Annotated in this window: 18 protein-coding genes and 1 pseudogene; 7 read left to right on the top strand and 12 right to left on the bottom strand. The window is 62.7% G+C overall.

Annotation, left to right across the window (positions count from 1 at the left end; genetic code table 11):
• Window position 1: 1 nt before the first annotated feature.
• Window positions 2-1,264 carry a GntP family permease gene (locus CF137_RS09020; protein WP_042024193.1) on the bottom strand — a complete coding sequence of 421 codons (1,263 nt, stop codon included), beginning with the start codon at window positions 1,262-1,264 and terminating at the stop codon, window positions 2-4.
• Between the two features lie 117 nt (window positions 1,265-1,381).
• Window positions 1,382-2,497 carry a sugar diacid recognition domain-containing protein gene (locus CF137_RS09015; RefSeq protein WP_139718800.1) on the bottom strand — a complete coding sequence of 372 codons (1,116 nt, stop codon included), beginning with the start codon at window positions 2,495-2,497 and terminating at the stop codon, window positions 1,382-1,384.
• A gap of 209 nt (window positions 2,498-2,706) precedes the next feature.
• Between CF137_RS09015 and CF137_RS09010 the strand changes: the two genes are divergently transcribed.
• Together CF137_RS09010 and CF137_RS09005 are read left to right on the top strand one after the other, a co-directional pair.
• Window positions 2,707-3,081: a YacL family protein gene (locus CF137_RS09010; protein WP_042024453.1), complete on the top strand. Its 375-nt coding sequence runs from the start codon at window positions 2,707-2,709 to the stop codon at window positions 3,079-3,081.
• Window positions 3,082-3,134: 53 nt separating this feature from the next.
• The gene (locus CF137_RS09005) at window positions 3,135-3,431 is read left to right on the top strand and encodes a hypothetical protein (RefSeq protein ID WP_042024188.1); all 297 of its coding nucleotides are present in this window, start codon (window positions 3,135-3,137) and stop codon (window positions 3,429-3,431) included.
• 117 nt (window positions 3,432-3,548) lie between these two features.
• Here the strand turns inward: CF137_RS09005 and CF137_RS09000 are convergent, their stop codons facing one another.
• A complete protein-coding gene (locus CF137_RS09000) occupies window positions 3,549-4,295 on the bottom strand; it encodes a substrate-binding periplasmic protein (protein ID WP_139718799.1) in 747 nt (248 codons plus the stop codon).
• A gap of 119 nt (window positions 4,296-4,414) precedes the next feature.
• Here CF137_RS09000 and CF137_RS08995 point away from each other — a divergent pair, with 119 nt between their 5' ends.
• Window positions 4,415-5,245 (top strand): CPBP family intramembrane glutamic endopeptidase, encoded by an 831-nt coding sequence (locus CF137_RS08995; RefSeq protein WP_101317822.1) that lies wholly within the window; start codon window positions 4,415-4,417, stop codon window positions 5,243-5,245.
• Between the two features lie 3 nt (window positions 5,246-5,248).
• On the opposite strand, the gene CF137_RS08990 is transcribed toward CF137_RS08995, so the two are convergent.
• On the bottom strand, window positions 5,249-6,478 hold the full coding sequence (locus tag CF137_RS08990) for a DEAD/DEAH box helicase (protein ID WP_139718798.1): 1,230 nt from the start codon (window positions 6,476-6,478) through the stop codon (window positions 5,249-5,251).
• A gap of 140 nt (window positions 6,479-6,618) precedes the next feature.
• On the opposite strand from CF137_RS08990, the gene CF137_RS08985 reads away from it, so the two are divergent.
• On the top strand, window positions 6,619-7,446 hold the full coding sequence (locus CF137_RS08985; protein WP_139718797.1) for a type 2 periplasmic-binding domain-containing protein: 828 nt from the start codon (window positions 6,619-6,621) through the stop codon (window positions 7,444-7,446).
• A 76-nt stretch (window positions 7,447-7,522) separates the two neighbouring features.
• On the opposite strand, the gene tpx is transcribed toward CF137_RS08985, so the two are convergent.
• Window positions 7,523-8,023 (bottom strand): thiol peroxidase, encoded by a 501-nt coding sequence (gene tpx, locus CF137_RS08980; RefSeq protein ID WP_139692225.1) that lies wholly within the window; start codon window positions 8,021-8,023, stop codon window positions 7,523-7,525.
• 229 nt (window positions 8,024-8,252) lie between these two features.
• On the opposite strand from tpx, the gene CF137_RS08975 reads away from it, so the two are divergent.
• Window positions 8,253-10,673: a zinc/cadmium/mercury/lead-transporting ATPase gene (locus CF137_RS08975; RefSeq protein ID WP_162515899.1), complete on the top strand. Its 2,421-nt coding sequence runs from the start codon at window positions 8,253-8,255 to the stop codon at window positions 10,671-10,673.
• Window positions 10,674-11,087: 414 nt separating this feature from the next.
• Window positions 11,088-11,501 carry a hypothetical protein gene (locus CF137_RS08970; protein WP_101317812.1) on the top strand — a complete coding sequence of 138 codons (414 nt, stop codon included), beginning with the start codon at window positions 11,088-11,090 and terminating at the stop codon, window positions 11,499-11,501.
• A gap of 55 nt (window positions 11,502-11,556) precedes the next feature.
• Here the strand turns inward: CF137_RS08970 and dmeF are convergent, their stop codons facing one another.
• The gene (dmeF, locus tag CF137_RS08965) at window positions 11,557-12,507 is read right to left on the bottom strand and encodes a CDF family Co(II)/Ni(II) efflux transporter DmeF (protein ID WP_139718795.1); all 951 of its coding nucleotides are present in this window, start codon (window positions 12,505-12,507) and stop codon (window positions 11,557-11,559) included.
• Between the two features lie 71 nt (window positions 12,508-12,578).
• Here dmeF and CF137_RS08960 point away from each other — a divergent pair, with 71 nt between their 5' ends.
• The gene (locus CF137_RS08960; protein WP_139718794.1) at window positions 12,579-12,854 is read left to right on the top strand and encodes a metal/formaldehyde-sensitive transcriptional repressor; all 276 of its coding nucleotides are present in this window, start codon (window positions 12,579-12,581) and stop codon (window positions 12,852-12,854) included.
• A gap of 39 nt (window positions 12,855-12,893) precedes the next feature.
• Here CF137_RS08960 and bcsC read toward each other — a convergent pair.
• The 6 genes and pseudogenes from bcsC to CF137_RS08915 form a co-directional block, all read right to left on the bottom strand.
• Window positions 12,894-16,340, bottom strand: a pseudogene (gene bcsC / locus CF137_RS22255) (cellulose synthase complex outer membrane protein BcsC).
• Window positions 16,322-17,782: a cellulose synthase complex periplasmic endoglucanase BcsZ gene (gene bcsZ, locus CF137_RS08935; RefSeq protein WP_139718793.1), complete on the bottom strand. Its 1,461-nt coding sequence runs from the start codon at window positions 17,780-17,782 to the stop codon at window positions 16,322-16,324. Before bcsZ ends, bcsC begins: the two are co-directional and overlap by 19 nt.
• A gap of 3 nt (window positions 17,783-17,785) precedes the next feature.
• Complete coding sequence (gene bcsB / locus CF137_RS08930; protein WP_139718792.1) at window positions 17,786-20,029, bottom strand: cellulose biosynthesis cyclic di-GMP-binding regulatory protein BcsB; 2,244 nt, start codon at window positions 20,027-20,029, stop codon at window positions 17,786-17,788.
• Entirely contained in the window at window positions 20,026-22,629 is a 2,604-nt protein-coding gene (gene bcsA / locus CF137_RS08925; protein ID WP_240038533.1) for a UDP-forming cellulose synthase catalytic subunit, read from the bottom strand. The genes bcsB and bcsA overlap by 4 nt, the downstream gene beginning before the upstream one ends.
• Window positions 22,602-23,264, bottom strand: a complete 663-nt coding sequence (gene bcsQ / locus CF137_RS08920; RefSeq protein WP_139718791.1) for a cellulose biosynthesis protein BcsQ — start codon at window positions 23,262-23,264, stop codon at window positions 22,602-22,604. Before bcsQ ends, bcsA begins: the two co-directional genes overlap by 28 nt.
• A complete protein-coding gene (locus tag CF137_RS08915) occupies window positions 23,261-23,464 on the bottom strand; it encodes a cellulose biosynthesis BcsR family protein (protein ID WP_101323548.1) in 204 nt (67 codons plus the stop codon). The genes bcsQ and CF137_RS08915 overlap by 4 nt, the downstream gene beginning before the upstream one ends.
• Window positions 23,465-23,472 lie beyond the last annotated feature (8 nt).

Raw genomic sequence — 23,472 nt, 5'->3', positions numbered from 1 at the left:
CTTAGGCGAGGCCAAACACGCCAAACATCAGGGTGGAGACAGTTGCAATGGTCAGACCGACCGCAGTTTCGTACGGGATCAACTTGAGGCGCTCGCCCACCCCCATGTGGACGCTGCCACCGGTGGCGTGGAAGAAAGAGCCGTGGGGCATGTGGTCAAACACGGTAGCACCGGCATGGATCATCGCCGCCCCCGCCAGACTGCTGATCCCCAGTTCAATCAGGGTGGAGCTGAATACATTGGAGGCCACCACGGTACCGGCAGTGGTCGAGGCGGTCGCCAGCGACATCATGGCACCGGAGATGGGCGCCAGCAGGTAGGAGGGCAGACCGGAAGCGGTCAGGCCGCTGATCAGCACATCTTTAAGACCGGAGTTGGCGATGATGCCCGCCAGGGTACCGGTACCCAGCAGCATGATGGCGACCGGCGCCATGCGAGCAAGACCCGCGACCGCAAACTGATTCACCTTGCTGAACTTGCCCATCATCAGGGCACCAACCAGACCACCGAGGGGCAGTGCAATCAGCGGGTCCACCACGATACCGGCGACCGGACGCAGAGCCAGCAGCAGGATGGCAACCAGCGGCGCACTTATGGCAGCGGCAAAGCCCGGCAACTTGGCACCGTCAAAGCTCACCACCTCGTCGGCGGCAACCTTGCTGCCCTTGTTGTTCAAACGCTTGGCCAGCCAGTAGGCCATCACCAGACCGAACAGACCCGGGATGATGCCCGCCGCCATCACCGAAGTCAGGGGCAGATGGAAGGCATCCGCCGCGGCAATGGCGTTGGGATTGGGGGACATGACGTTACCCGCCTTGCCGCCGCCGATCATCGCCAGCAGGATAGCCGCCTTGGAGAGGTCGGCACGGCGGGCAATGGCCAGCGCAATGGGGGCGACCGTGATGACGGCCACGTCCACGAACACGCCGACCGCAGTCAGGATCAGGGTCGCCAGCGCCAGTGCCAGCAGGGCGCGGGTTTCACCGAGTTTCTTGACGATGGTTTCGGCGATGGTGGTGGCCGCACCCGATTCGATCAGCACGCCAGCCAGCACACCGGCCGCCAGGATCCGCATCACCGCCGTGGTGATCCCCTGGGCGCCACCGATCATCAGGGCCACAGTCTGGGTCAGATCGGCACCGCCAATCAGGCCACCGGCCAGGGCACCCACGATCATGCCGTAAGCCGGCGGAACCTTCTTCAGAATAAGGAAGATGGCGATGGAGAGCGCAGCGATAGCGCCAAGCGCGGTAACTGGGATCATGACGGGCACCTTGGATAGATAGAGTGCTCGCCATTATGGGGATGCAAAACGATAAATCTTTAGACGAAACGACAAATAACAGGCACTGAAAAGCAGGTTAATTGTAATTAATCACAATCACATGCTCAGGTTAAGCCCGAGATAAAGCTGAAATTTGTCGTCTAACTTGTTGAAATTCAACCCGGTTATCTGCTCGATCCGCCCCAGTCGATAACGCAGGGTATTGGGGTGGATAAACAGCGCCTCGGCACAGCGATGCAGATCACAATCCTGCAAGAAATAGTGGCGCAGGGTCTTCTGCAAAGCGCCTTTGGAGTCCTCTTTGGCAAGCCTCAGTAAGGGGGCGCGCAACTGATCCGCCTGCCAGGAGTCCATCAGACTCCCCAGCAGCACCGGCAAGCGGTAATCCTCGAAGAAGTAGACCTGCTTGCGCGGTGCCTGCCGCATGCCACGGCGCAAGGTATCCCGCGCCGTCTGGTAAGAGCGCGTCAACCCGTCGATGCCGGTGAAATAATCGCCCACCGCGATATGCACCTTGAAGTGGGGAATCCGCGCCAGCAACTGCTTGATCCGACTGCGCTCCTGATCCGATTGCCAGACACCGTTGCAGAGCTGGGCCGGTTTGAGCACCACTATCTCGTCGAGCCCATGGATAGCCACTAAATTGTCCCGCTCCGGGTTTTCCAGCTGATGCACCAGCTCTCTTAACCGGGCGGGATCCGCCTCCTCCAGCGCCAGCACGGCCACCACCCGAGGCTGGGCCAGATCCAGCCCGAGAAAACGGGCCGCCTGCTGCAGCTGATCGACTCGCCCCTCGCCACGGATCAGCTGCAGCACCAGCTCCTCCTTGTGGCGCTTGTCCCACTGCAACTGTTCGGTGAGCGCCGCCTGCTCCATGATCAGCTCGGCGGTCATTCGCACCAGCTCGGCGTAAGCGCGAACTTCCTCCGGATCGCCGGAAATACCGATCACCCCGAGCAGTTCCCCCTGATAGGAGATGGGTAGATTGATGCCGGGCCGCACCCCCTTGAGCTGCAGAGCGGTCGCCTCGCTGATCTCCACCACCCGGTTCTCGGTCAATGCCAGCACGGCCCCTTCGTGGCGCTGATGGATCCGCTCCGGATTACCAGAAGCGATAATGATGCCGCTCTCGTCCATCACGTTGACCGAGAACGACAGGATCTTCATCGCCCGACTGACAATCTGATGAGCAAGGCTCTCATTTAGCTGCATAACATCTCCGGACAATTGGCGGTTTGGACGGTGCTGCCTGGCACCAACCCGCAGCAGATGGGCGCAAAGATGCCACATCATCAAGACAAGCGAGAGGGGGATCGCTAGAATAGGCCACTTTACCCGATGTGTGCCCCGCCATGGAGCAGGAATTGCGTGCTTGCACCCGCCTGTCCGTGATGGCCCATCCCTCCGATATGGACTGCGCTATGGATTATGAGTTTCGCCGCGACCCGTTTGGTGGCTATCGCGCCCGGTTCTCCATGGGCCATGAAGCCATCGGTCAGTGGCTGATCGACGAAGTTGGCAAGGATGAAGAGAAGCTCGACGAGCTCTTCTCCATCATTGACCAGCTATCCAACCGCACCCGAGTCGAATACCGGCTCAATGGCGGTGACTACTCCCTGCTGCTGACCCACGAAGAGGCGGAGGTGAAAGCCAACGCCCTCAATATCGAGCTGGATGAGGATCTTGACGATCTCGCCTACTACGATGATGAACAGCTGGCCATGTGCGGGCTGGAAGATTTTGCCCAGGTGCTCGGCTCCTGGCGCGCCTTTATCCGTAACGAGGATATGGGCTGATTAACCCAATGTCGGGCAAACTTGCCCTTTTGCCTAACCCAACAGGATTGACTATGTCTATTTACGATTTTGATGACGAACTGCCGGAAGACGAAGAACAGGAATCTACCCAGAAAGCGGCTGTGCCTGCCAAGAAGAAAGGCAAGCAAGTGATGAACACTCAGGTTAACTTGAGCCCGCGCGATGCCAGCCGTCTGAATGGGATCCATATTGAAGCGATCGCCACGCTGGACGACGTCAGCCTGCCGAAGAACGTCATCTTCAAAGCTGGCCTGATCGCCCTGGGCGAGCTGAAAGCCGACAAACGTGCCGATATCATCGCCCGCGTGATCGCTGAATCCGGTCGCTAATCCCCCGGGAAAACCGACTGGCCAGCCTATCGCCCATTGCGGCGATACGAAACGCCATAAAAATCAAAGCCGGAGCCACTGCTCCGGCTTTGTTGTTTCTGTCATCCCCTTCCGCACTTACTGTGGCTCACAGCGCAGTAAGCGGGGCTGCTCCCTGGGCACCAGCTTGTCGTAATGCCCGCTGGCACGAGCCGCCGCCAGTGCTTCGTTGAACCGCTCGATCAGCTCGATCCCGCCAGGCATCTGACGTGAAACCAGCAGATAGAAGGTATCACTCTGGCGAAAATAGGGTAACGGCTGCAGGTGATGGGGATCGCCGAAGACCGCCATGCTGGCATCTGCCGTGACGGCATCGTTCATCGGCATCAGGTCAACCCGCTTGAGTTCGAGCATGCGCAAGCACTGCGCCAGCGTTTTGGGGCGAGTGAGCTGCAAAGAGAAACGGGCAATCACCTCATCCGCGTGGCTGGTACTCCAGCCCGCCGGAATGCAGACCCGCAGCCCCTGCCACTTGCCATCAAGCACAGCCTCGCTGCCTCGATAGGTAAACCAGGAGAGGTGATCAATATGGATGGGGGCACTGTAGTAGAAGAGTTTTGCCCGCGCCCGCGTCCAGGCGTAGGGGTAGGTGGCGGATGCCAGGCCATTGCGAGTCAGCTCATAGCCCCGGTTCCAGGGCAGGTAGTCCACCTTCAGATCCTGATAACCCGCCTCGTGCAGCAGGGTCGTCACCAGCCGGGTACTCTGACCGCCATCCGCCAGCGCAGCGCCGGTATAGGGTGAAAAATCCCCGGTCACCAGCGACAACGGAGCACCGGCCCCCCATCCACACCAACAACAGAACAACCACCCATAGCGCGTCATCACCACCCCCTTCTTACTCTGTTACTGAGTATAGGAGAGCGGCTTGGAAAACCCGGTCGAGTTGCCTTGCGGACGACGCCCCTGCTAAGGTGCAGCCCTTTCACTACAGAGGTGTTTCGATGTTACCCCTACCCGATACCCTGATCTGGGGCGCACTGGCGCTGGCCACCCTGCTCTGTCTGGCACGACAACGGCTGCCCGGTTTCCTGCTACTGGCGGTGGCACTGCTGCTGGCGCTCTGGCTGGATCGCATCACCACAGCGGCCCTGCCGGTGACGCTGGTAGCCCTGCTGCTGGCCTGGCGTCTGCCGTCACTGTCAGGCCATCGCCGTACTCTGGCATGGAGCGCGCTGTTGGCATGGGCAGTGGCACTGACCCTGCACCTGGTTCCCGGTTTCAATAATCTCAAGGTGCTGGATCAGGCGCTGGCGGGCCCCGCCAGCGTGCCGTTCAACATGTACCTGAACCTCGACAAACCGCTGCTCTTCTTCGGCTTGCTGCTGGCCTGCCCGACCCTGCTCGGCAAGGGAGGTGCCATCCGTTGGCGGCCACTGGCCATGTTGCTACTGCCGCTGGGGGCCCTGCTGGTGATCGCCTGGCAGTTGGGGGCACTGCGACCGGAAGTGGGACTGCCCCACTGGTGGTGGCTGTTCGCCCTGAACAACCTGCTGTTCACCTGTGTGGCGGAAGAGGCGCTGTTTCGTGGCGCGATCCAGCAGGGGCTGGCAGAACGCTACCGCCCCTGGATGGCCATAGTGGTGGCCGCCATGCTGTTCGGCGCCATCCACCTGCCCGGCGGCCCACTGCTGGCGCTGTTTGCGACCCTGGCGGGCGTTTGCTACGGCTTGGCATTCCAGCTAAGCGGGCGGCTCTCGGTGGCAATCCTGATCCACTTCGCCTTCAACTTCGCCCATCTGGCGCTGTTTACCTACCCGTTGGCACGCACCTGACCCTCAGCCGCGCGGCGTCTTGCCCTTGAACTGCTTGACGCTGCGCTTGGCCTGAGTACGGCGATTGGCCTGCTTGTCACGAGGGGTGCGCTTGCCCTCGCCGCTGGCGGGCTGGTCGGTGACCGGAAATCCCGCCAGCTCCTGCAACACCAGCTCGCGGCCGGTCAGGGTCCGAATAGCCGTCAGGATCTCGTTCTCACCATGGCAAACCAGCGAGATCGCCAGCCCCTCGCGGCCCGCCCGGGCAGTACGACCGATGCGATGTACGTAGACAGGGGCGCTGGCGGGTAAGTCCAGATTTATCACCACCGGCAGCGCCTCCACATGGATACCACGCGCCATCAAGTCGGTAGCCACCAGCACCCGCACCTTGCCAGCCTTAAATTCGGCAAGTGCCTGCTCCCGCACCGCCTGCTCTTTCTCGCCATGCAGGGATGCAACCGCAATGCCGGCTTTGGCCAGCTTCTTAGCAACCCCATCGGCGTCATCCCGCGCACTGATAAAGACCAGCACCTGCGGCCACCCCTGCTCCTTGAGCACACTGATGAGCGCGGGCACCTTGCTGCTCTTGTTGACCAAAAAGAGCCGCTCTTCAATCTCGTTCACCACGCTGTTGAGGGGATTTGCTTCGAGGCGGATGGGCTCGCGCAACAGGCCGTTGGCCAGCGTCTCCAGTTCGACCGGCAAGGTGGCCGAGAAGAGCAGGGTCTGGCGATCCGCCGGAATAAAACCGAGCAGCGCCTTGATATCGGGGGCAAAACCCATCTCCAGCAGGCGATCCGCCTCATCCAGCACCAGCAGTTGCAGACCATCCAGCCCCAGCAGTTGCTGGGTCAGCAGATCCCGCAGCCGCCCCGGCGTCGCCACCAGCAGCTGTGGCCCCTGCGCCAGCTCGGCCTGTTGCCGCTCCTGCGCAACGCCCCCACACAAGGTCACTATGCGTAGCCCCAGCGCCTCGGCACCCTCTTTTAGCGCGGCTGCAACCTGAGTCGCCAGCTCGCGGGTCGGCACCAGCACCAGGCCTTGCACCTGACTGGAGGCAGGATCCAGCCGTTGCAGCAGCGGCAGGCCAAACGCCAAGGTCTTGCCGCTGCCGGTCTGGGCCAGCGCCAGCAGATCCTGCCCCGCCAGTGCCGCCGGTATAGCCAGCTGCTGGATGCGGGTCGGGCTGTGCAAGGTCGCTGGCAAAGAGGCCAGCAGAGCGGGATGGAGGGCAAGTTCGCTAAAGGTCATGGCGCTACGTCAACAAAGAAGTGGGAGGCGAAGTCTAGTGAGCGGGGAAAGAGAAGTAAAACCCTATCCACCATGGCCCGGCAGAGCGCGGATGGCAACAGACTACACTTGAGCTGACTCATTGGACAAAGAGACACGCCATGACCAGACATATCCCCCTCCTGCTGCTCGTGGCCGTCCTGCTCGGCAGTACCACCCTCGGCTTGTCGCAGACCCCGGAGAACGACCCCACCCCCGAGCCGCCCAAACCGCTGCGCATCCTCAATGCCCACCTTGGCGAGCTGCCGGGGCTGATCAACGCCGACAAGACGGGCCCCTTCGTCGATCTGGTGCACGCCATCGACGATCTCTACCCCGATGTGACCATCAAGATCACTATCTACCCCATCGCCCGCGCCATGGCTGGCGTGATTGCCGGCAAGGCGGATCTGGGGCTACCCGCCATCCGCAACCTCAAGGATGTCGATATGCTGGCTTATCGTTTCAGTACCCGCAGTTTTGGCAAGGTTGCCCATGTGATTTACAGCAACACCACCCAGCCGGTCAGCACAGATATGGCCTACGGCATTGTGCCCACCAAACGGGACCTGCTGATCGAGGCCGTTCCCGACTATATGCCCTTCCCGGTACAGCGCTCGATGAGTATCGAGCAGTCACTGCGCAAATTATCGCGCGGTCGTATCGACGCCTTTGTCTGGGCGCAGGAGGAGGCCGACCTGATGCTCAGGCAGCTGGGGCTGACCAATATCAGGCGAGAGTTTTTCGGGAATTTCGAAGATGTCTTCATCATCCAGAAAGGGGCAGATGGTGATGAGATGGACGAATTTCTCCGCCAAGCCATCGATCAGCTGGCCGCCACCGGCAAACTGGCCGAGATCTACGAGAAGATCCACCGCCCCTATGTGGAGTGGCAACCATCCCCGCCCGCCAAAGCTGAATCGGCGACCACCCCGCCCGCAACCCCCTGAACAGGCCATTCCCGCATAAAAAAATCCCGCCAGGGCAGAAACCCTGGCGGGATTTTTCATTTAGCGTAGCGGGAGCTTACAGCACAGCGAGAGCAGCGGCGTAGTTCGGCTCGTCGGCCACTTCGGCAACCAGCTCGCTGTGCAGCACCTTGTTGTCACCATCCAGTACCACGATGGCACGAGCGGTCAGCCCTACCAGCGGGCCGGAAGAGAAAGCCACACCATAAGCCTGCATGAAATCAGCGCCACGCAGGGTGGAGAGGGTCACCACCTTGTCCAGACCTTCGGCGCCGCAGAAGCGGGACTGGGCGAACGGCAGATCGGCGGAGATGCACAGCACTACTGTGTTCTCCAGCGCGCTGGCCTGCTCGTTGAACTTGCGAACAGAGGTGGCGCAAGTCGGGGTATCAACGCTCGGGAAGATGTTCAGGATTTTGCGCTGACCGGCAAAGCTTGCCAGGGTCAGGTCGGCGAGATCCTTGGCCACCAACGAGAAGGGCTTGGCTTGCTCACCGGCTACCGGGAAGTGACCAGCGACGGAGACCGGGTTGCCTTGCAGAGTGACTGAGTTGCTCATGTGTTATGTCCTTTTTATTGGTGTAGTAAAAATCAGGCCTCCAGTATAAGCGTGGCCAACGCTTACAAACACCCGCCAACCACAGGGATATATGCGGTAAAAAACCGCTCTCCCGTCGCGACGTCAACACCATAAAAGGGGGTTGACCTTGGATATAACACCAAGGTTTACACTCACCTCAGTTATTCAGGTTCCCGCAGGGGCGGGAGCCAGCCAAGAGGAACACTCCATGAGCAAATCCTGCTGCTCCACCCAGCATGCCGCTGCCCCCATCAAGGCCGTCAGCAAGACCAGCCCCATCGAGCACAACCATGACAGTCACTGCTGTGACAGTGCCGCGCCGGTCAGCTGCTGTGGCGGCTCCGCCCCCCATGATCATCAGGATCATGAGCAGTGCGACCCACAGGGAGATGAAGAGCCCCCCCTGGGCGGCGCACAATCCCGGAGCTGCGGCACAGCGAATTCATCCCATGACCATCATGATCATGCAGCGCAGACTCCTGCCGATCCGCTGGTTGCACCGGAGCAAGGCAACAGCCGCCACAGCTGGCAAGTCATGGGGATGGATTGCCCCAGCTGCGCCCGCAAGATCGAGACCGCCGTCAGCCGGGTGAACGGTGTGCAGCAAGCGCGCGTGCTGTTTGCCACCGAGAAATTGGTGGTGGATCTGGCCCCTGGCCTCTCCCCCGATCCCGTCACCGCCGCCGTGCTGGCTGCAGGTTTCCAGCTCAAAGGGGAAAGCACTGGCAAGCAGGCAGCTGGCCGCGAGCACACTCCGCAGCCAACCCGGCTCGGCAACTTTCTCAATAAATACTGGCAACCCCTGTCACTGGCCAGCCTGATGCTGGTCGCCGCCCTGTTGCCAAGCGAGATTGATCAGCCGCTGTTTACCCTGGCCACCCTGTGGGGGCTGTGGCCCATCTCCCGCAAGGCATGGGCGCTGACCAAAAGCGGCTCCCCCTTCGCCATCGAGACCCTGATGACGGTGGCAGCGCTTGGCGCCCTCTTTCTCGGTGAAACCGCCGAAGCGGCCATGGTGCTGCTGCTGTTTATGCTGGGGGAGCATCTGGAGGCCTACGCCGCCGGGCGCGCCCGGGCCGGAGTCACCGCCCTGATGGCACTGGTGCCTGACAAGGCGCTGCGCATCCGCACCACTGCCGAGGGCGAAGTGCGGGAAGAGGTGGCGGCCGATGAGCTGCGTCCCGGCGATATCATCGAAATCGCCCCCGGTGCCCGCCTGCCCGCCGACGCCCGCCTGCTCGACCCCCTCGGAGCGTTTGACGAGAGCGCCCTGACCGGTGAATCCATTCCGGTGGAGCGTAATCAGGGTGACAAGGTGCCGGCCGGTAGTCTGGCTGCCGATCGGGTGCTGCGTCTTGAGGTGGTGTCCGAACCCGGCAACAACGCCATCGACCGCATCCTGCACCTTATCGAAGAAGCCGAGAGCCAGCGCGCCCCCATCGAGCGCTTTATCGACCGCTTCAGCCGCTGGTACACCCCGGCCATGATGCTGATCGCCCTGCTAGTCGTCATTGTCCCGCCGCTCGCCTTCGGCCAGAGCTGGGACGAGTGGCTCTATCGCGGACTGGCACTGCTGCTCATCGGCTGCCCCTGCGCGCTGGTCATCTCCACCCCGGCAGCGGTTACCTCGGCGCTGGCCGCAGCTACCCGTCAGGGGGCGCTGATCAAGGGCGGTGCCGCGCTGGAACGGCTGGCCCATATCGATACCGTCGCCTTTGACAAGACCGGCACCCTGACACTGGGCAAGCCGCAACTGACCGAGCTGGTCAGCCTCAATGGCCAGCCGGAGGCCGAGCTGCTGGCGCTGGCGGCCGCCATCGAGCAGGGTTCCCACCACCCGCTGGCCCGCGCCGTGGTGGCCCAAGCCAATGCACAAGAGCTGACGCTGGCCGACGCCCGCGACCTGCGCGCCCTGCCGGGCATGGGGGTTGAGGGACGCATCAACGGCGAGCTGTGGCAACTGCTGGCGCCGAGCCGGGTGACAACCCTCAATGCTGAACAGCAGATCCTGATTGGTACGCTGGAGCAGCAGGGCAAGACCGTCGTGATGCTCTGCCAGAGCAGCGGCGACAAGACTCTGCCAGTCGCCCTGCTGGCGCTGCGGGATCAGATCCGGCCGGAGGCGGCTGCTGCGCTGCAAGAACTCCATCAGCTTGGGCTCCAGAGCATCATGTTGACCGGGGACAACCCCCGCGCCGCCGAGGCGATCGCCACCGAGCTGGGCATGGGCTGGCGTGCCGGTCTGCTGCCGGAGAACAAGGTAGAAGAGATCGCCAAGCTGGCCAGCACTCGTAAGGTCGCGATGATCGGCGATGGCATCAACGATGCCCCCGCCATGAAGCGGGCCAGCATCGGCATCGCCATGGGGGGCGGCACCGATGTGGCGCTGGAGACCGCCGATGCGGCACTGACCCACAACCAGCTCGGCGGTATTGCCGCGATGATCCGGTTGTCGCGGGCGGCGCTGGCCAATATTCACCAGAATATCGCGCTGGCACTGGGGCTGAAGGCCATCTTCCTGGTCACCAGCCTGCTCGGCATCACCGGCTTGTGGATTGCGGTGCTGGCCGATACCGGCGCCACCGCCTTGGTCACCGCCAACGCCCTGCGACTGCTGCGCAAACGCTGATCCCGCACAGCCAGAAACCCTGAAATGACAACCGCCGCCCCCAACAGGGGCGGCTTTTTGCATCCGATGACGGAAAAGAAAAAGCGCGCCTGCCGGTCGGCAGTCGCGCTTTGTTTACTCTCTCGGAGTTATCCCACCCTTGGCAAGGTGGAATTCAACCCGGGGGCGCCGAGCCATCCCCCGAGCTCAATGAGCATCAGTTCCAATTTCCAGCGCGCAATTCTAATCAGCTGCAATCATTACAAATGTGAGCGGAAGGACAAAAACCAAACTTTTTCAACAAGATAACGTTTTCAGGTTGAAACTTCGATCCGGCTCACAGACCTCACGGCCATTTGGCCTCATATCTGGAAAATGGCAGTCACGGGGTCAGAAAAGCAATGTCTGATCAAGTGGATAGACAAGGAGCAAACAATGAAACGGATTGAAGAACAAGCCAGGCGGCTGGATGAGGAGTATCAGGCGATCGGGCAGCTGTTCGATCAGTTTTGCCAGCAGGCAGGCGCCCTGGCCGAGCAGTATCACTTCTTCAACTGGCCCGATTATGAAGACTCGCCGCCGCTGAGCCGCGCCTTCACTCTATTGGGGGAACCCCGCGAACTGCGGCTGCGCTGCCAGCCCGGTGAGCGCTCCGCCCTCAATGGCCTGATCCAGGTGATAGCAGCAAATGGCACCATAGATGCCAGCCTCGGGTTTCGCGCCGATGGCCAGCTGCTGCTGGAGTCCGGCAAGCTGCTGGACAACCCGCCCGGACTGCTGCTCAAGCTGCTGCTCGGCGCTGTGTGGCAACACAAACCCCAGGAGGAGAGCACCGGGCAACCGCACTGACATCAGGGGCCAACGGCACTGAAACAAAGGGGACCAACGGTCCCCTCTGTTTACCCTATTCGCTGGCGATCTCGATGGTCACATGCACCAGCTCTTCATGGATCACCAACCGTTCGCGGATCTGCTGCGCCGGTAGCGGATTGACCATCAGCAAAGAGAGCACGCAGGCATACTGCTGCTGCCCCACCCGCCAGACGTGCAGATCGCGGATCTCGCTACCCGGCAGCTCGGCGATCACCTCGCGGATCTCCGCCACCAGCGGGGTATCCATCTCGGCATCCAACAGCACCCGACCGGAGTCCCGCAGCAGACCCCGGGCCCATACCGCCACCAACCCGGCGCCCACTATGCCCATCAGCGGGTCGAGCCAGTCAGCCCCCCACAGCATGCCCCCTACCAACGCCAGAATTGCCAGCACGGAAGTGGCTGCATCCGCCAGCACGTGGATATAGGCGGCGCGCAGATTGAGATCCTGATGGCCGTGGTGATCGTCATGGTCATGATGATCATCATGGTGGCCATGCCCATGACCGTGCTGATGGTGGTGATGACCGTGATCACCCTTGAGCAGCCAGGCGCAAGCGAGGTTCACCAGCAGCCCCACCAGCGCGATGGCGATCGCCTGTTGATAGTGGATCGGGCTGGGATCGAGCAGCCTAAACACCGACTCGAACAGCATCAATCCGGCCACCCCCACCAGCAACAGGGCGCTGGTGAAGCCACCCAGCACCTCGATCTTCCAGGTGCCGAAGCTGAATCTGTGGTCGCGAGCAAAGTGGCGGGCGGCACGATAGGCCAGCACCGAGAGACCGAGCGCCAGCGCGTGGGAGCTCATGTGCCAACCATCCGCCAGCAGCGCCATGGAGTTGTAAAACCAGCCGCCGCCGATCTCCGCCACCATCATGATGACGGTGAGCAACACGGCCCAGCGGGTCTTCTGTTCGGCCAGTGGATTACCCTCGTGAATGACGGGGTGATGGCAGTGTGATTGAGCGAGGGATGACATGGATTTCTCCTGAGAGCGATGATGCAATATACTATACCCCAGTATAGTTTTATTGATCGAGAGGATCCGCCATGTCCCATACCATTCACGACAAAAAGAAGCTGCTGGCACGGGTGCGCCGCATCAAGGGACAGGCCGGTGCGCTGGAGAGCGCGCTGGAGCAGGAGAGCGACTGCGCCGCCATTTTGCAGCAGATCGCCGCCATCCGCGGCGCCGTCAACGGCCTGATGCTGGAGGTGCTGGAGGGGCATATGCGCGAGCACCTCGGCGCCGCCAATGCCACCCCTGCCGAGCGGCTGGAGGATCTGGATCAGGTGGTCAGCGTCCTGCGATCCTATTTGAAGTAGCGCAATGCAAAGACGCCCGGCAGCAAGCCGGGCGTCTCGTCACTCAAACTCCCCGTAGGGGGTCAGGGGCAGCGGTGGCATATCGAGATCCCCCCGCCACGGCTTGAAGGTGTAGCGCAAAAACAGGGTGGCATGGCTGGGGGCGTAGTCATCCGCCTGCTGGATATCGATCCGGCCACCGATGCGCCAGTGATCGGTCAGCCGGTGCTCGACCAGCGCGTTGACGGTATAACCCGTGCCACGGCTGCTGCCACCGGCCACGGTGGCATCCTGATCCGGCAAACCATCCGGCAGCAAACCGGGCAGAGGATAGCGGCGACTCGCGTTGCTGTGAGAGCGGGACCAGGCGAGCGTCCCGCCCAGATCCCATGATCAGTCGCCACTGCGTTGACTGAATCGCACTGGCACACCGAACGAGAGATAGCGCTCCGGACTGTAATATCCGCCGCGACCCAGGGTGTAACCGCTCAAATCCTGTTCATGGTGCCAGGCCATGACCCGCCCCCCTATGGTTACCCGTCGGTTGGCCTCGTTGATCAGCTTGTAGTAGCTGCCCCCCATCAGGCGGGTACGCCAGTTATCCGGCACATTCTCGCCCGTCAGCAGGTGTTGTTGCAGGCTGCCCCAGTGACCCAGTGCGCCACCCTGATCGTGACTCAGGTTGAGGCGCACACCGTTGGCCCGGATGCCCCCCCAGCGGATACCGGTCGCAGGATCCACCGCCCCGCCATAGGAGAGCAGCGAGCTGTTCAGCGGCCGCCGCGACAGGGTGGCGCGCCAGCCAATCTCATGCCACTTGCCGCGCACCGTGGCCCCGCCAACCCAATCCACCACCTCGAATCCCAGCGGCGTGGTGCCGAGATCCGCCTGCCACTGATCCCCCTTCCAACCAACCGCCAGGGTGTGACCCGTCGCCTGCTGGGACTGGTTGCCCCAACACTCGCGCCCACTACAGCTGCCAAAACTGGCACGGTAAGGAGAGTCAGGGAAGGATCCGGCATCCATCGCCACCCGTTCGATACGACCAAACAGAGCACCGCCGGCCAGCGGGGTATCCAGCTGCAACATCTGGGTCAGGGCCTGCAGATCCGAGGTTCCCTCCGCTCCCTTACTCCCCCAATAGTCACTGTCAAACGACACAGTGGTTTGGCTCTGTCGATAGTGGCGGTCAAGATCACGGCGCACGCTGCCGACCAGCCAGTCATCCTGATCCCGGCTGAGCGCCCGGGCAGTCAGTGCCGCATCATCCAGCGGCTCAGCGGGTGCCAGCCCTGCGGCGGTGAGCGCCTTGCGATCCAGCGCCAGCGCACCCTGCGTATCACCTGTGGCAAAACGCTGGCGAGCCGCATCGCGCCAGAACAACACACTCCCTTGAGAAGGGGCAGCTGCGGCCACGGTGGGGGCATAGGCGGTGAAAATTTCGCGGGCAACCTCGGGCTCACCCAACTGCTGATAGAGATTGGCGACCCGGCGGTAGTGGCTGACATCATCACCTACCGCAGCGCTAGGCGACCAGACCGGCAGCCAGTGGCGGCTCCCAGCCTTGTCTCCCTGCGCCAGAGCCAGTTCCGCCATGCCAAGGCGAGCCCCTTGATGATCCTTGTCGTTGCTCAGGATCCCCCGATAGTAGTGCTCGGCCTGCGACCAGTCACCGCGACCGGCGGCCCAGCCAGCCAGTGTCAGCGCCACCGAATCATCCGGCAGCAGGGGGATCAGCAGACGCTCGGCTGCCGCCACCTCCCCCTGGTCATGGCGTGCTCTGGCCTCTGCCATCAGCTCCCGCCTTGCCAAGCGGCTATCAAGTTGTGCCATCTGGCTGCTCCTGCGCTGGGGGGACTCCTCGGCCAGGATCCTGCGGGCACGGGATAGCGCCCCCTGCCCGGAGAGATAGAGCGCAGTGGCATAGCGCAAATCACTATCTTGTGGATTGGCGGCCAGCGCACTTTGCAACAACACGCTGGCGGCCGTAGTATCGTTGGCCGCCGCCATGGCGACAGCGGTGTGATAACGCCGCCACGGATCCTCCGGTGTCAATGCCAGTGCGAGATGGCGTTTATTCAATGCCTGCGCCCGATAGCCGGATTGCTCCAGCAACGCCGCATCCCGATCCAGCAGATCGGCCCTGAGGCGATCCCCCTGTTTTTGCAATGCCGCTGATCCCCCCGGAGAGAGCAGCGCCAGTGCCCGCTCAGGATCCCGCTCCCGATAGAGCTCAAACAGCCGTAGCCGTGCCCGTTCATTGTTGGGGGCGATATTCAGAGCCCGCAGATAAGCCTGCTCGGCGGCGCCGTGCTGGTGACGCGCCAATTCGCAATCCCCCAGCCCCAACCAGGCCTCCTGCCTGCTGCCATTCAGGCCGATCACTTGCCGATAGAGCGTGGCGGCCTGCGCCCACTGCTGACTGGCCTGCGCCTGTTTTGCCCGATCGAGGATCAGCCAGTAACGATTGTTCTCCCACTGCCGCTCCCAGCGACCTCGCTGGGGGAGATCGGGATGGCGTAACAACCGCTCAAACAGGCGGTTGGCCTGCTCACGCTGATGTTGGCGGGCATAGGCCACCCCGAGTACCCCCATCACTTCGGGATCATCCGGGTAGCTTGTTTGCAGCCGCTGCAACTCGGCCAGGGTGGCGCGCTGGTCTGCCGCCCGTGCCAGCATGGCCTGACGCTGGCGAAATGCAGGAGAGGCCCAGAGCGCCTCCTGCTGCGCCAGCAGGGTCTGGGCCTCGTCACTGCGGCTGTCGGCCGCAAAGGTGACGATAAACTGCTGCAAGGATGCCAGACTGGCGGGGCCAACCGGCATGCGGCGAATATCCGCCAGCCAGACCCTGGCCGCGCTGTCTCGCGTCGGATAACTGGCCGCCATCTTGTGCAGCAGGGCCATCCCCTCGTCACGATGGCCGGATAACAGCAGACGCTGAGCGAGAAAGGTTCGCAATCTGTCGTGCCCGGGATAGCGCAGGTCCAGCGCCCGCATCATGGCTAGCGCCTCGGTACGGTGTGCCGGGATCCGGTCGTTGAGCACCGCATATTCAACCGCCAACTCAAGGTTGGGCGCCTCATCCCCGCCAAACAGGGCGCGATAGCACGCCCGGGCTCCCTCCGGATCCCCTTCGTTGGCCAATTGGCGAGCCTGCTGTAGCCGAGCTCTCGACGCCTGCTCATTGATCCGCAGGTTGCGCATGCCCAGCCGGTAGAGGGAGGAGTCGGGGGCCAGCTTGCCAAGTCGTTTCAGCAGCGCCTCCGCCTCCTCCAGCTTGCCGCTGGCAAGGGCAAACCTGGCCTGGGCGGCCAGCAACTCGGGATGTTGCGGCTCAATCAGGGAGAGCGAATAGAGTGAGTTGCCGAGCAGATCTTCGTTATGGGTCACTTCCCCCAACCGGATCTGGGACAACAGCCACTCAACCGGCTCGACCACCGCCTCCGCCTGCACGCTTCCCAGCAGGCTGGCCAGCAGCCAGATCAGGGTCAACGGACGCGTTGGCATTCATCACTCCAGCGCGGCAACAGGGTGCCATCGGCTGCGAAACGGAAGCGCCCCTGCACCCAGCCATGACCAAACAGAGTCAGCACACTGGCGTAATAGCCATCGCCCTGAATAAGGGGCTGCTGCTGCAGTTGCGCCGCCAGCGGCAATCCGCTGGCCAGTGGCAACCCGCTAGCCAGTGGCAGCAGCGCGGCAGCAAAGCCGTGATCGCCCCGACTCAGCACCTCGCCGGTCAGGGTATCCACCCGTTCCGGTACGCCCTGCTCAGTCAGCGCCGCCAGCATGGGATTTAGGTGATGCACCCGCGCGTCTCTGGCCGGGTCATCCTCGCGCAACACCTCGCCGGTCAGGGGATCTACCAGTTCCGCTGCGCCCGGCTCAGTGAGCGCCGCCAGCATGGGATTGAGGTGATGCACCTGCGTATCTGTGGCCAGGTTATCCTCGCGCAACACCTCACCGGTCAGAGTATCTACATCTTCCTGTACGCCTTGCTCAGTGAGCGCCGCCAGCGTGGGGTTGCGGTGACTCACCTGCGTGTCTGTGGCCGGGTTATCCTCATGCAACACCTCGCCGGTCTGGGGATCTACCGGTTCCGCTACGCCTTGCTTGGTCAGCGCCGCCAGCATGGGGTGGAAGTGACGCACCAGCGCCTCTCTGGCCGGGTCATCCTCGCTCAGCATGCCGAGCCAGAGGTAGACCCGGATCCCGTCATAACTGCCCACGCTGCCTTTCCCTTCGGTCACCTGCCAGCCAGACGCCTGCCGCCAGTCGATCCAGTCCGGGGCAAAACCACGGGGCGCGCTGGCGGTCAGTAGCGCAGGCAACAGGTCGCGCATCTCTTGCCACGGCCCCTGCATGGCGGCAAAACGGGCCAGCAACTGGGGCGGCAAGTAGCTCGGGTTGAGGGTCCAGCGCCCCTCCCCGGTAAAGCCGCGGGGAGCAGGCAACAGCACGGGGCCAAGGCCCGGCAGCCGGGCCACCTCTTCACGGGCGATGCGACGCAGCAGCATGGTACCGATGGACTGGTAGCTGTGGTTTTGCCACAGTCGCCCTGCCTCCAGCAAGCTGTAGGCAATCCAGAGATCCGAATCGGCAGCACTGTTGTCATCGAGCACACCGAGGCTGCCATCACTGCGCGGCCCCCACTGCCAGGCTGGCAAGAAACCGGTCAGATCCCCTCTGGCGAGCTGCACCTCGGTCCATTGCAGCAGGCGTTCGAAGGTCTCCCGATCGTCGTTGACCAGCGCAAAGAACAGGCCGTAGCTCTGCCCCTCCGACGTGGTGATGCGGCGACCATCGGCAGGATCGATGACCCGCCCCTCCTCGCTGATGTAGTGATCCTTGAACTGCTGCCATTCGGGCCAGTCACAGCCCGCTCGGGCAGGGTGCAGCGAACAGGCCCACAACAGCAGGCAACCCCAGATACGCAACGCGCTTCTCATCTCTTACTCTTCCTTCAAACGACGACGGCTGATCCCGGCCAGCAGGACTCGCAGCCCCCAGCCAAGCAACAGCATGCACGCCACGGTCAGACCAACCAGCCGCAATGGATGGTGGGCAAACTGCTGCCAGATGTGCTCCCACCAGGGCAGGTAGCCCACTGTGTAGCGATCCCCCACCGCCAGACTGTTCACCCCGGATGCCCGGATGATGGCCACCGACCCCGCCACCTGCGCCCGCAGCTCGTTCTGCTGCAGCGCCTCATTGAGCAGCCTGGCACCAGCCGGGCCATCGGCCAGCATGGCCACCAGACTGCGCTGGGGATGGACCGGGGATTGCAGCCCCACAATGGCGGCAATGGCGCGGTTGCCGGTCATGGCGACCCGACTCTCGGGCTGGCGATCGCTCGGGGAGCCCGCCAGCTCCGGTCGATTCTCCCGTCTTGGCTGGTTGACCCAGCTGCGGGTCGACGCCAGCAGGGCATCCGGTTTTGCATCGTGGCGAAATTCGGCGGGCAGCTCGCCGATCAGCAAGGTGTCGAGGTCGGCCTCCCGCGCCTGCTGCCAATCACTGGTCAGGGTCACCGCCAGCGCCGGATAACCGGTCTCGGCACCGATAGCCCCCAGGGTATCGAGCAGAGTCGTTATCTGTTCTGACGATGGATTTTGCGGCATCACTATCTGGGTTTGTGAGAGATCAGCCAGCCGACTGAAGGGGAAACCGGCGCCAGAGAAGGCCCGCAGATCCGGCATCTCGATAAAATGGCGATAGCCGGTGAAGTCGATGGTCGACTCGTCATCGATACGCACCAGATGGGGTGGCGGCAGGGTCAGATCGCAGCGCCCCTCCTCATCCCCGCCCATCATCTGGCGGGCATATTCGAACTTGAATCCCAGACTGTTGGCCTGGCTGGTCTTGAGACCGGGCATGGTCAGCGCCCGGGTGCCGTCATCCCCCGCCAGCCAGAGCGGCAGGGTGAGCCACTGCTGGCCACGGGTTGCATCCGGTTCGAGGGTGAAGGACTTCATGAACTGGCCATTGACCATCACATCCAGTCGGGAGCCGTTGCGCAGAGTCGGCGTGCTGTAGTGATAATCGAGATTGAGTTTTACCCCTTGCGAGCCCGCCATGTAGAGATCGGGGGGCAGCCGCAGGGTCAGATTCATCGGCCAGGGGGCATAGCCAGAGGCTTGCAGCTGGGTCGGGTAGTCGAGCAGCTCGGCAAAGCGCATCGGCCGATCCAGCCGCACCCAGTTGGGTGCGTCGTAGGGGACTCTCGACGCCAGCGGGGTGACGGCTTCCACCTGCACGCTCTGGCCACGCAGCAGCACATGGCCCTGGGCAATCCCCTTGCTGGCGGTGACCAGATCCTGATCATCCCGCCCCAGGATCAGCAGCAATTTCACATAAGGGTTATCGGGGGCACTGATCATGTCGATGGTCGGCCCGCTGACCTCGGGGTAGTCGCGCAGGAACGCGGGACGTTGCCCGTTGGTCGCGAAGATGATGCCATTGCGCTCCGGCACCTTGTCCATCAGCACCGGAAAGTGCTGCCCCCGCCATTTGGCTTTAACCCCGAACCAGGAGGCGAGGATCGCCGCCGCCTGCTGCTGGACGGGGGAAACCTCACCGGCAAACACCATGGGCAGCACCAGCTTGCCCTCATCACGGGTATCGAGGAAAGGCATGGGAAAGAAGGAGAGCTCGTTGCGCACCGGCAGGGTCTGCAACTGCAGCGTCAACCGGGAGTCACGATTGATATTGAGCCACAGGGTATCGCTGGCCGGGTTCTCGCACACCCGCTGATAGTGGCCGATGAAGTTGAACTTCAGGTTATTGAAATCCTTGGCGTAACGGGGATCCAGCTCGAAACGGGCCTGACTGCGCTGCCCCATCTGCTCCTTGGCAAATGCCGAGACCCCCATCAGCTCGTTATTGAAGTAGATCTTGAGCTGGGAGATCAGCGGCAACAGTGCTGGCGATGGGGTGAAGTCCACATCGACCGCCGCCTTTGTCACCACCTCGTCGCGCCGCACGGTGAAGTCGGCCAATCCATCCGGCAGATTGCCACGCAGGGAGAGGGTGCCCGGTGCGGCTGCCAGCTGCTCGAGGGTCAGCGCCAAGGTGCGCACCGGTGCAGCCACGGGCGGTTGTGGCCCAATCTCTGGCGAATCGGCAGGCAAGCCGGTGGCGAACGCAACCGGGGTGGCCAGCAGCAGCGGCAGTATTAGGTGTTGTAGTTTCATCATCCTTTCACCGTCTGGGTCATCGATGTCGGCAACCGGCCTGCAGGCGCAACGCGACGTGGAACATAGGAGAGCAGCCAGCGAGCCAGCCGCTCGAACAGATTGCAAAGGGGGAGTAGCGGGGTGCCCCGGGCGAGGCGCCCATAGGCCCCCCATCCGACCCGGGCAATATCGAGCAGGCTGTGCAGCGGGCGATCCTTACCCAGCCCCTGCTGCCAGAACGACCAGCTATCGGCGCGGGCGAAGGTGCACTGGATAAAAGCGATGTGTTGCGCTTTATCCATATCTTCCAGCTCCAGACCAACCCTATGCCCCATCACACGCCGCACCCGGGCGGCAAAGGCCGACTCCCGCAGGCCATTGCGCAGCAGCAACCAGACCCGGTCGTTCTCTTGCAGGGGCAGCGCTGTCGCCAGCTGCAGACCGACGCCGCCGTTGGAGTAATCCGTCAGGGTGCCGGGGTAGATAAAACCATTACCCAGCTTGATGGCGGCGCTCATGTTCATCTCCACTCTGGGGTTGCTGCGCACCTGCCTCGCCTCGAATGCCACCGCCAGCGCCCCGCCAAGAATGGTCAGGTTGTAGAGGGTCCAGATCATGCTGAGCAGCACCGCGGGCACTTCGTCCGCTTGCCCGGCCTGCAGCCGCCAGAGCCCGAATCCCAGCCCGCAGAAGTTGAGCAGCACCAGCACCAGATAGGGGCGTGACAGCGGCAGATCGAGATAGCCCTGCTCGTTCAATCCCCCCTTGGCGGTGACATTGAACTTGCCCCGGTGGGGAGCAAACAGGGCAACCGTGGTGGGCCAGGCGATATACCAGGCCAGCACAGTCTCGTAGACCTCACCCCAGAAGGAGTGGCGCACCTTGCCCTGCAGCCGCGAGTTGGTGATGGCGCTGTGGAAGATATGGGGCAACATGTAGAGGGCGATGGTCATGGCCGGGGCGTAGATGATGTAGGCATGCAGGATCAGGAAGGCGAGTGGCGCAGTCAGGAAGATCATGCGCGGGATCCCGGAGAGAAAGTGCAGCATGGCGTTGAAGTAGCAGAGCCGCTGACCCAGGCTTATCCCTTTGCCAAACAAGGGGTTGTCCAGCCGCAAGATCTGCACCATGCCGCGCGCCCAGCGGATCCGCTGGCCGATATGGGCCGACAGACTCTCGGTCGCCAGCCCGGCAGCCTGGGGAATGTTGATATAGGCGGAGTGATAGCCCTTGCGATGCAGTCGCAACGAGGTGTGGGCATCCTCGGTCACCGTCTCCACGGCTATGCCGCCAATCTCATCAAGGGCGCTGCGCTTGATCACCGCACAGGATCCGCAGAAGAAGCTGGCATCCCAGATGTCATTGCCATTTTGTACCAGACCGTAGAAGAGGGCCCCTTCGTTGGGCATCTTGCGAAAACGGCGCAAATTGCGCTCGAAGGGATCGGCCGAGAAGAAGTGATGGGGGGTCTGTACCAGCCCGAGGGCAGGATCTTTGAAAAACCACCCCACCGTCATCTGCAAGAAGGAGCGGGTCGGTATGTGGTCGCAGTCGAAGATGGCCACCAACTCGCCGCTCGCCATCTGCAGGGCATGATTGATATTGCCCGCCTTGGCATGCTCATGGGTGGGGCGCGCCACGTAGCGGATCCCGGCCTCTTCGGCAAACTGCCGGAACCCCTCTCTCCCCCCATCATCAAGCAGCCAGACGGTCAGCTTCTCTTGCGGCCAGTCGAGCGCCAGCGCCGCATAGACGGATCCTTTGACGATGGAGAGATCCTCGTTGTAGGTCGGGATCATCAGATCCACCGTCGGCCAGCACGACCGCTCCCTTGGCAGCGGCACCGGCTTGCGATGCAGCGGCCAGGCGGTCTGCCAGTAGCTCAGCAACAGCACCAGCCAGGCATAGGTCTCTGCCAGCAACAGCAGCAAACCGCAAAACAGGCTCACGGGATCGAACCAGTCGAGGGTCGAGGTGTAGCGCCACCAGATATAGCGGCAGGAGACGGTCACCGACAGCACGATCAGCATCAGCGCCGGATAGCGCCCCGGCACCACCCGCAGCAGCAGGGCGATGAGAGCCAGCAACAACACAAAAAAGAGCTGGGCCTGCGGGTCAAAGGGCTGGGTGATGCAGAGCAGCGAGAGCAAGCCAGCCACAGTACCGAGCAGCTTACCCTGCCAGCTCAGGGTGCGGGCCGTCAGCGGCATCTCATAGCGCGCCACCAGATCTCCCGTCACCCGTTGCACTCGCTGCAAGTGCGCCTTGCCAAACCCGGCAAACCTGACCCGCCAGCGGGAACGGCCAGCGGCCCGACTCCCCGCTGCTGTTCGCCAGCAGAGCAGCCAGAGCCCCTGCAGCAACAGCCGCAGCGGATCACCGGCGCCGGGGCGCGTTCTCACTGACGCAAACTCCGCGCGCCGAGCCAGCAGCCACTGCCAGTTGGCATTCTCAAGGGGAAAGAGCGCCCAGGCCAGCAACCCGCAGCTGGTCAGGGTGAAGGCAGCCCAACGGGAGGCTTGGCGCTGGCGCAGCAGCCGGTAGCGGGTACGGATCCGCGTGCTGGCCTCGGGGGTCACCAACCAGAGCAGGCTCACTGTGCCAGCTCGCCCCGCAGACACCAGCTGGCAATTTCCGTCAGTTCATGGGCAATCATGCTCTCTGGGGCATAGGCCCCTGCCGGTTGCTTGGCCGCCAGCGCACAGGCCATGACCTCGTCTCGATGCAACCTGACGCTGAGGATCGGCAGTCCGGCTTGCAGCCAGAGCTCCAGCAGATCTTGCTGCAGGGCACGGCGACTGCTGAACTGGGTCAACAACAGCCGCTCGTTGGGGGCCAGCTGATGGCGATAGAGACGCGCATGGCAATTGGCATCGGCATGGATCACCGTCAGTTGCAGACTCAGCCACGGCAGCGCGAGTCCGGGTGGCATATCCAGCAAGATCAGATCATATCCCGACAACTGTTGCAGCCAGTCGAGGGAGCCCGACACCTCCGCGCCACCGTGGGCCAACAGGTCGATATCGGCAACGCAGTGCAGCACCTTGTCGCGCCACTGGCGGGCGGGGGCCGTCAGCTGGCTCCAACCCGACTGCTCATCATGGGGGCGGCCAAGATGCAGCCCGAGCAGATTATCCTGACAGAGATCGACCACCAGCACCCGGGCCCCCTGCCGGGCGGCAGCCCAGGCGAGACCGGCCACGATAGAGGTCGCCCCCACGCCACCACGCAATCCCCGCACGCCGATCACCCTCATTGGCCGCGGTGTCTCATGTCACACTCGACCAGCAGGGGATAGCGCTGGCGGATGACGGCCAACTGCTCCTCTAGCAGGATATTCTGATAGCTCAGATGCAGGGCAAACTCCTGCTGCAAACGGCCCACGTCGCACTGGCTCTGCGGCTTGCCAGTGCTGGCAGTCAGCGGCGGGTTGACCGTCAAGATTCCCAGATTCATTGCTGATA

The organism is Aeromonas sobria (assembly GCF_006243315.1).
Taxonomy (GTDB): domain Bacteria; phylum Pseudomonadota; class Gammaproteobacteria; order Enterobacterales; family Aeromonadaceae; genus Aeromonas; species Aeromonas sobria_A.
Note: the sequence above shows the minus strand (reverse complement) of the source record. Positions and strands in the feature narration are given on the sequence as shown.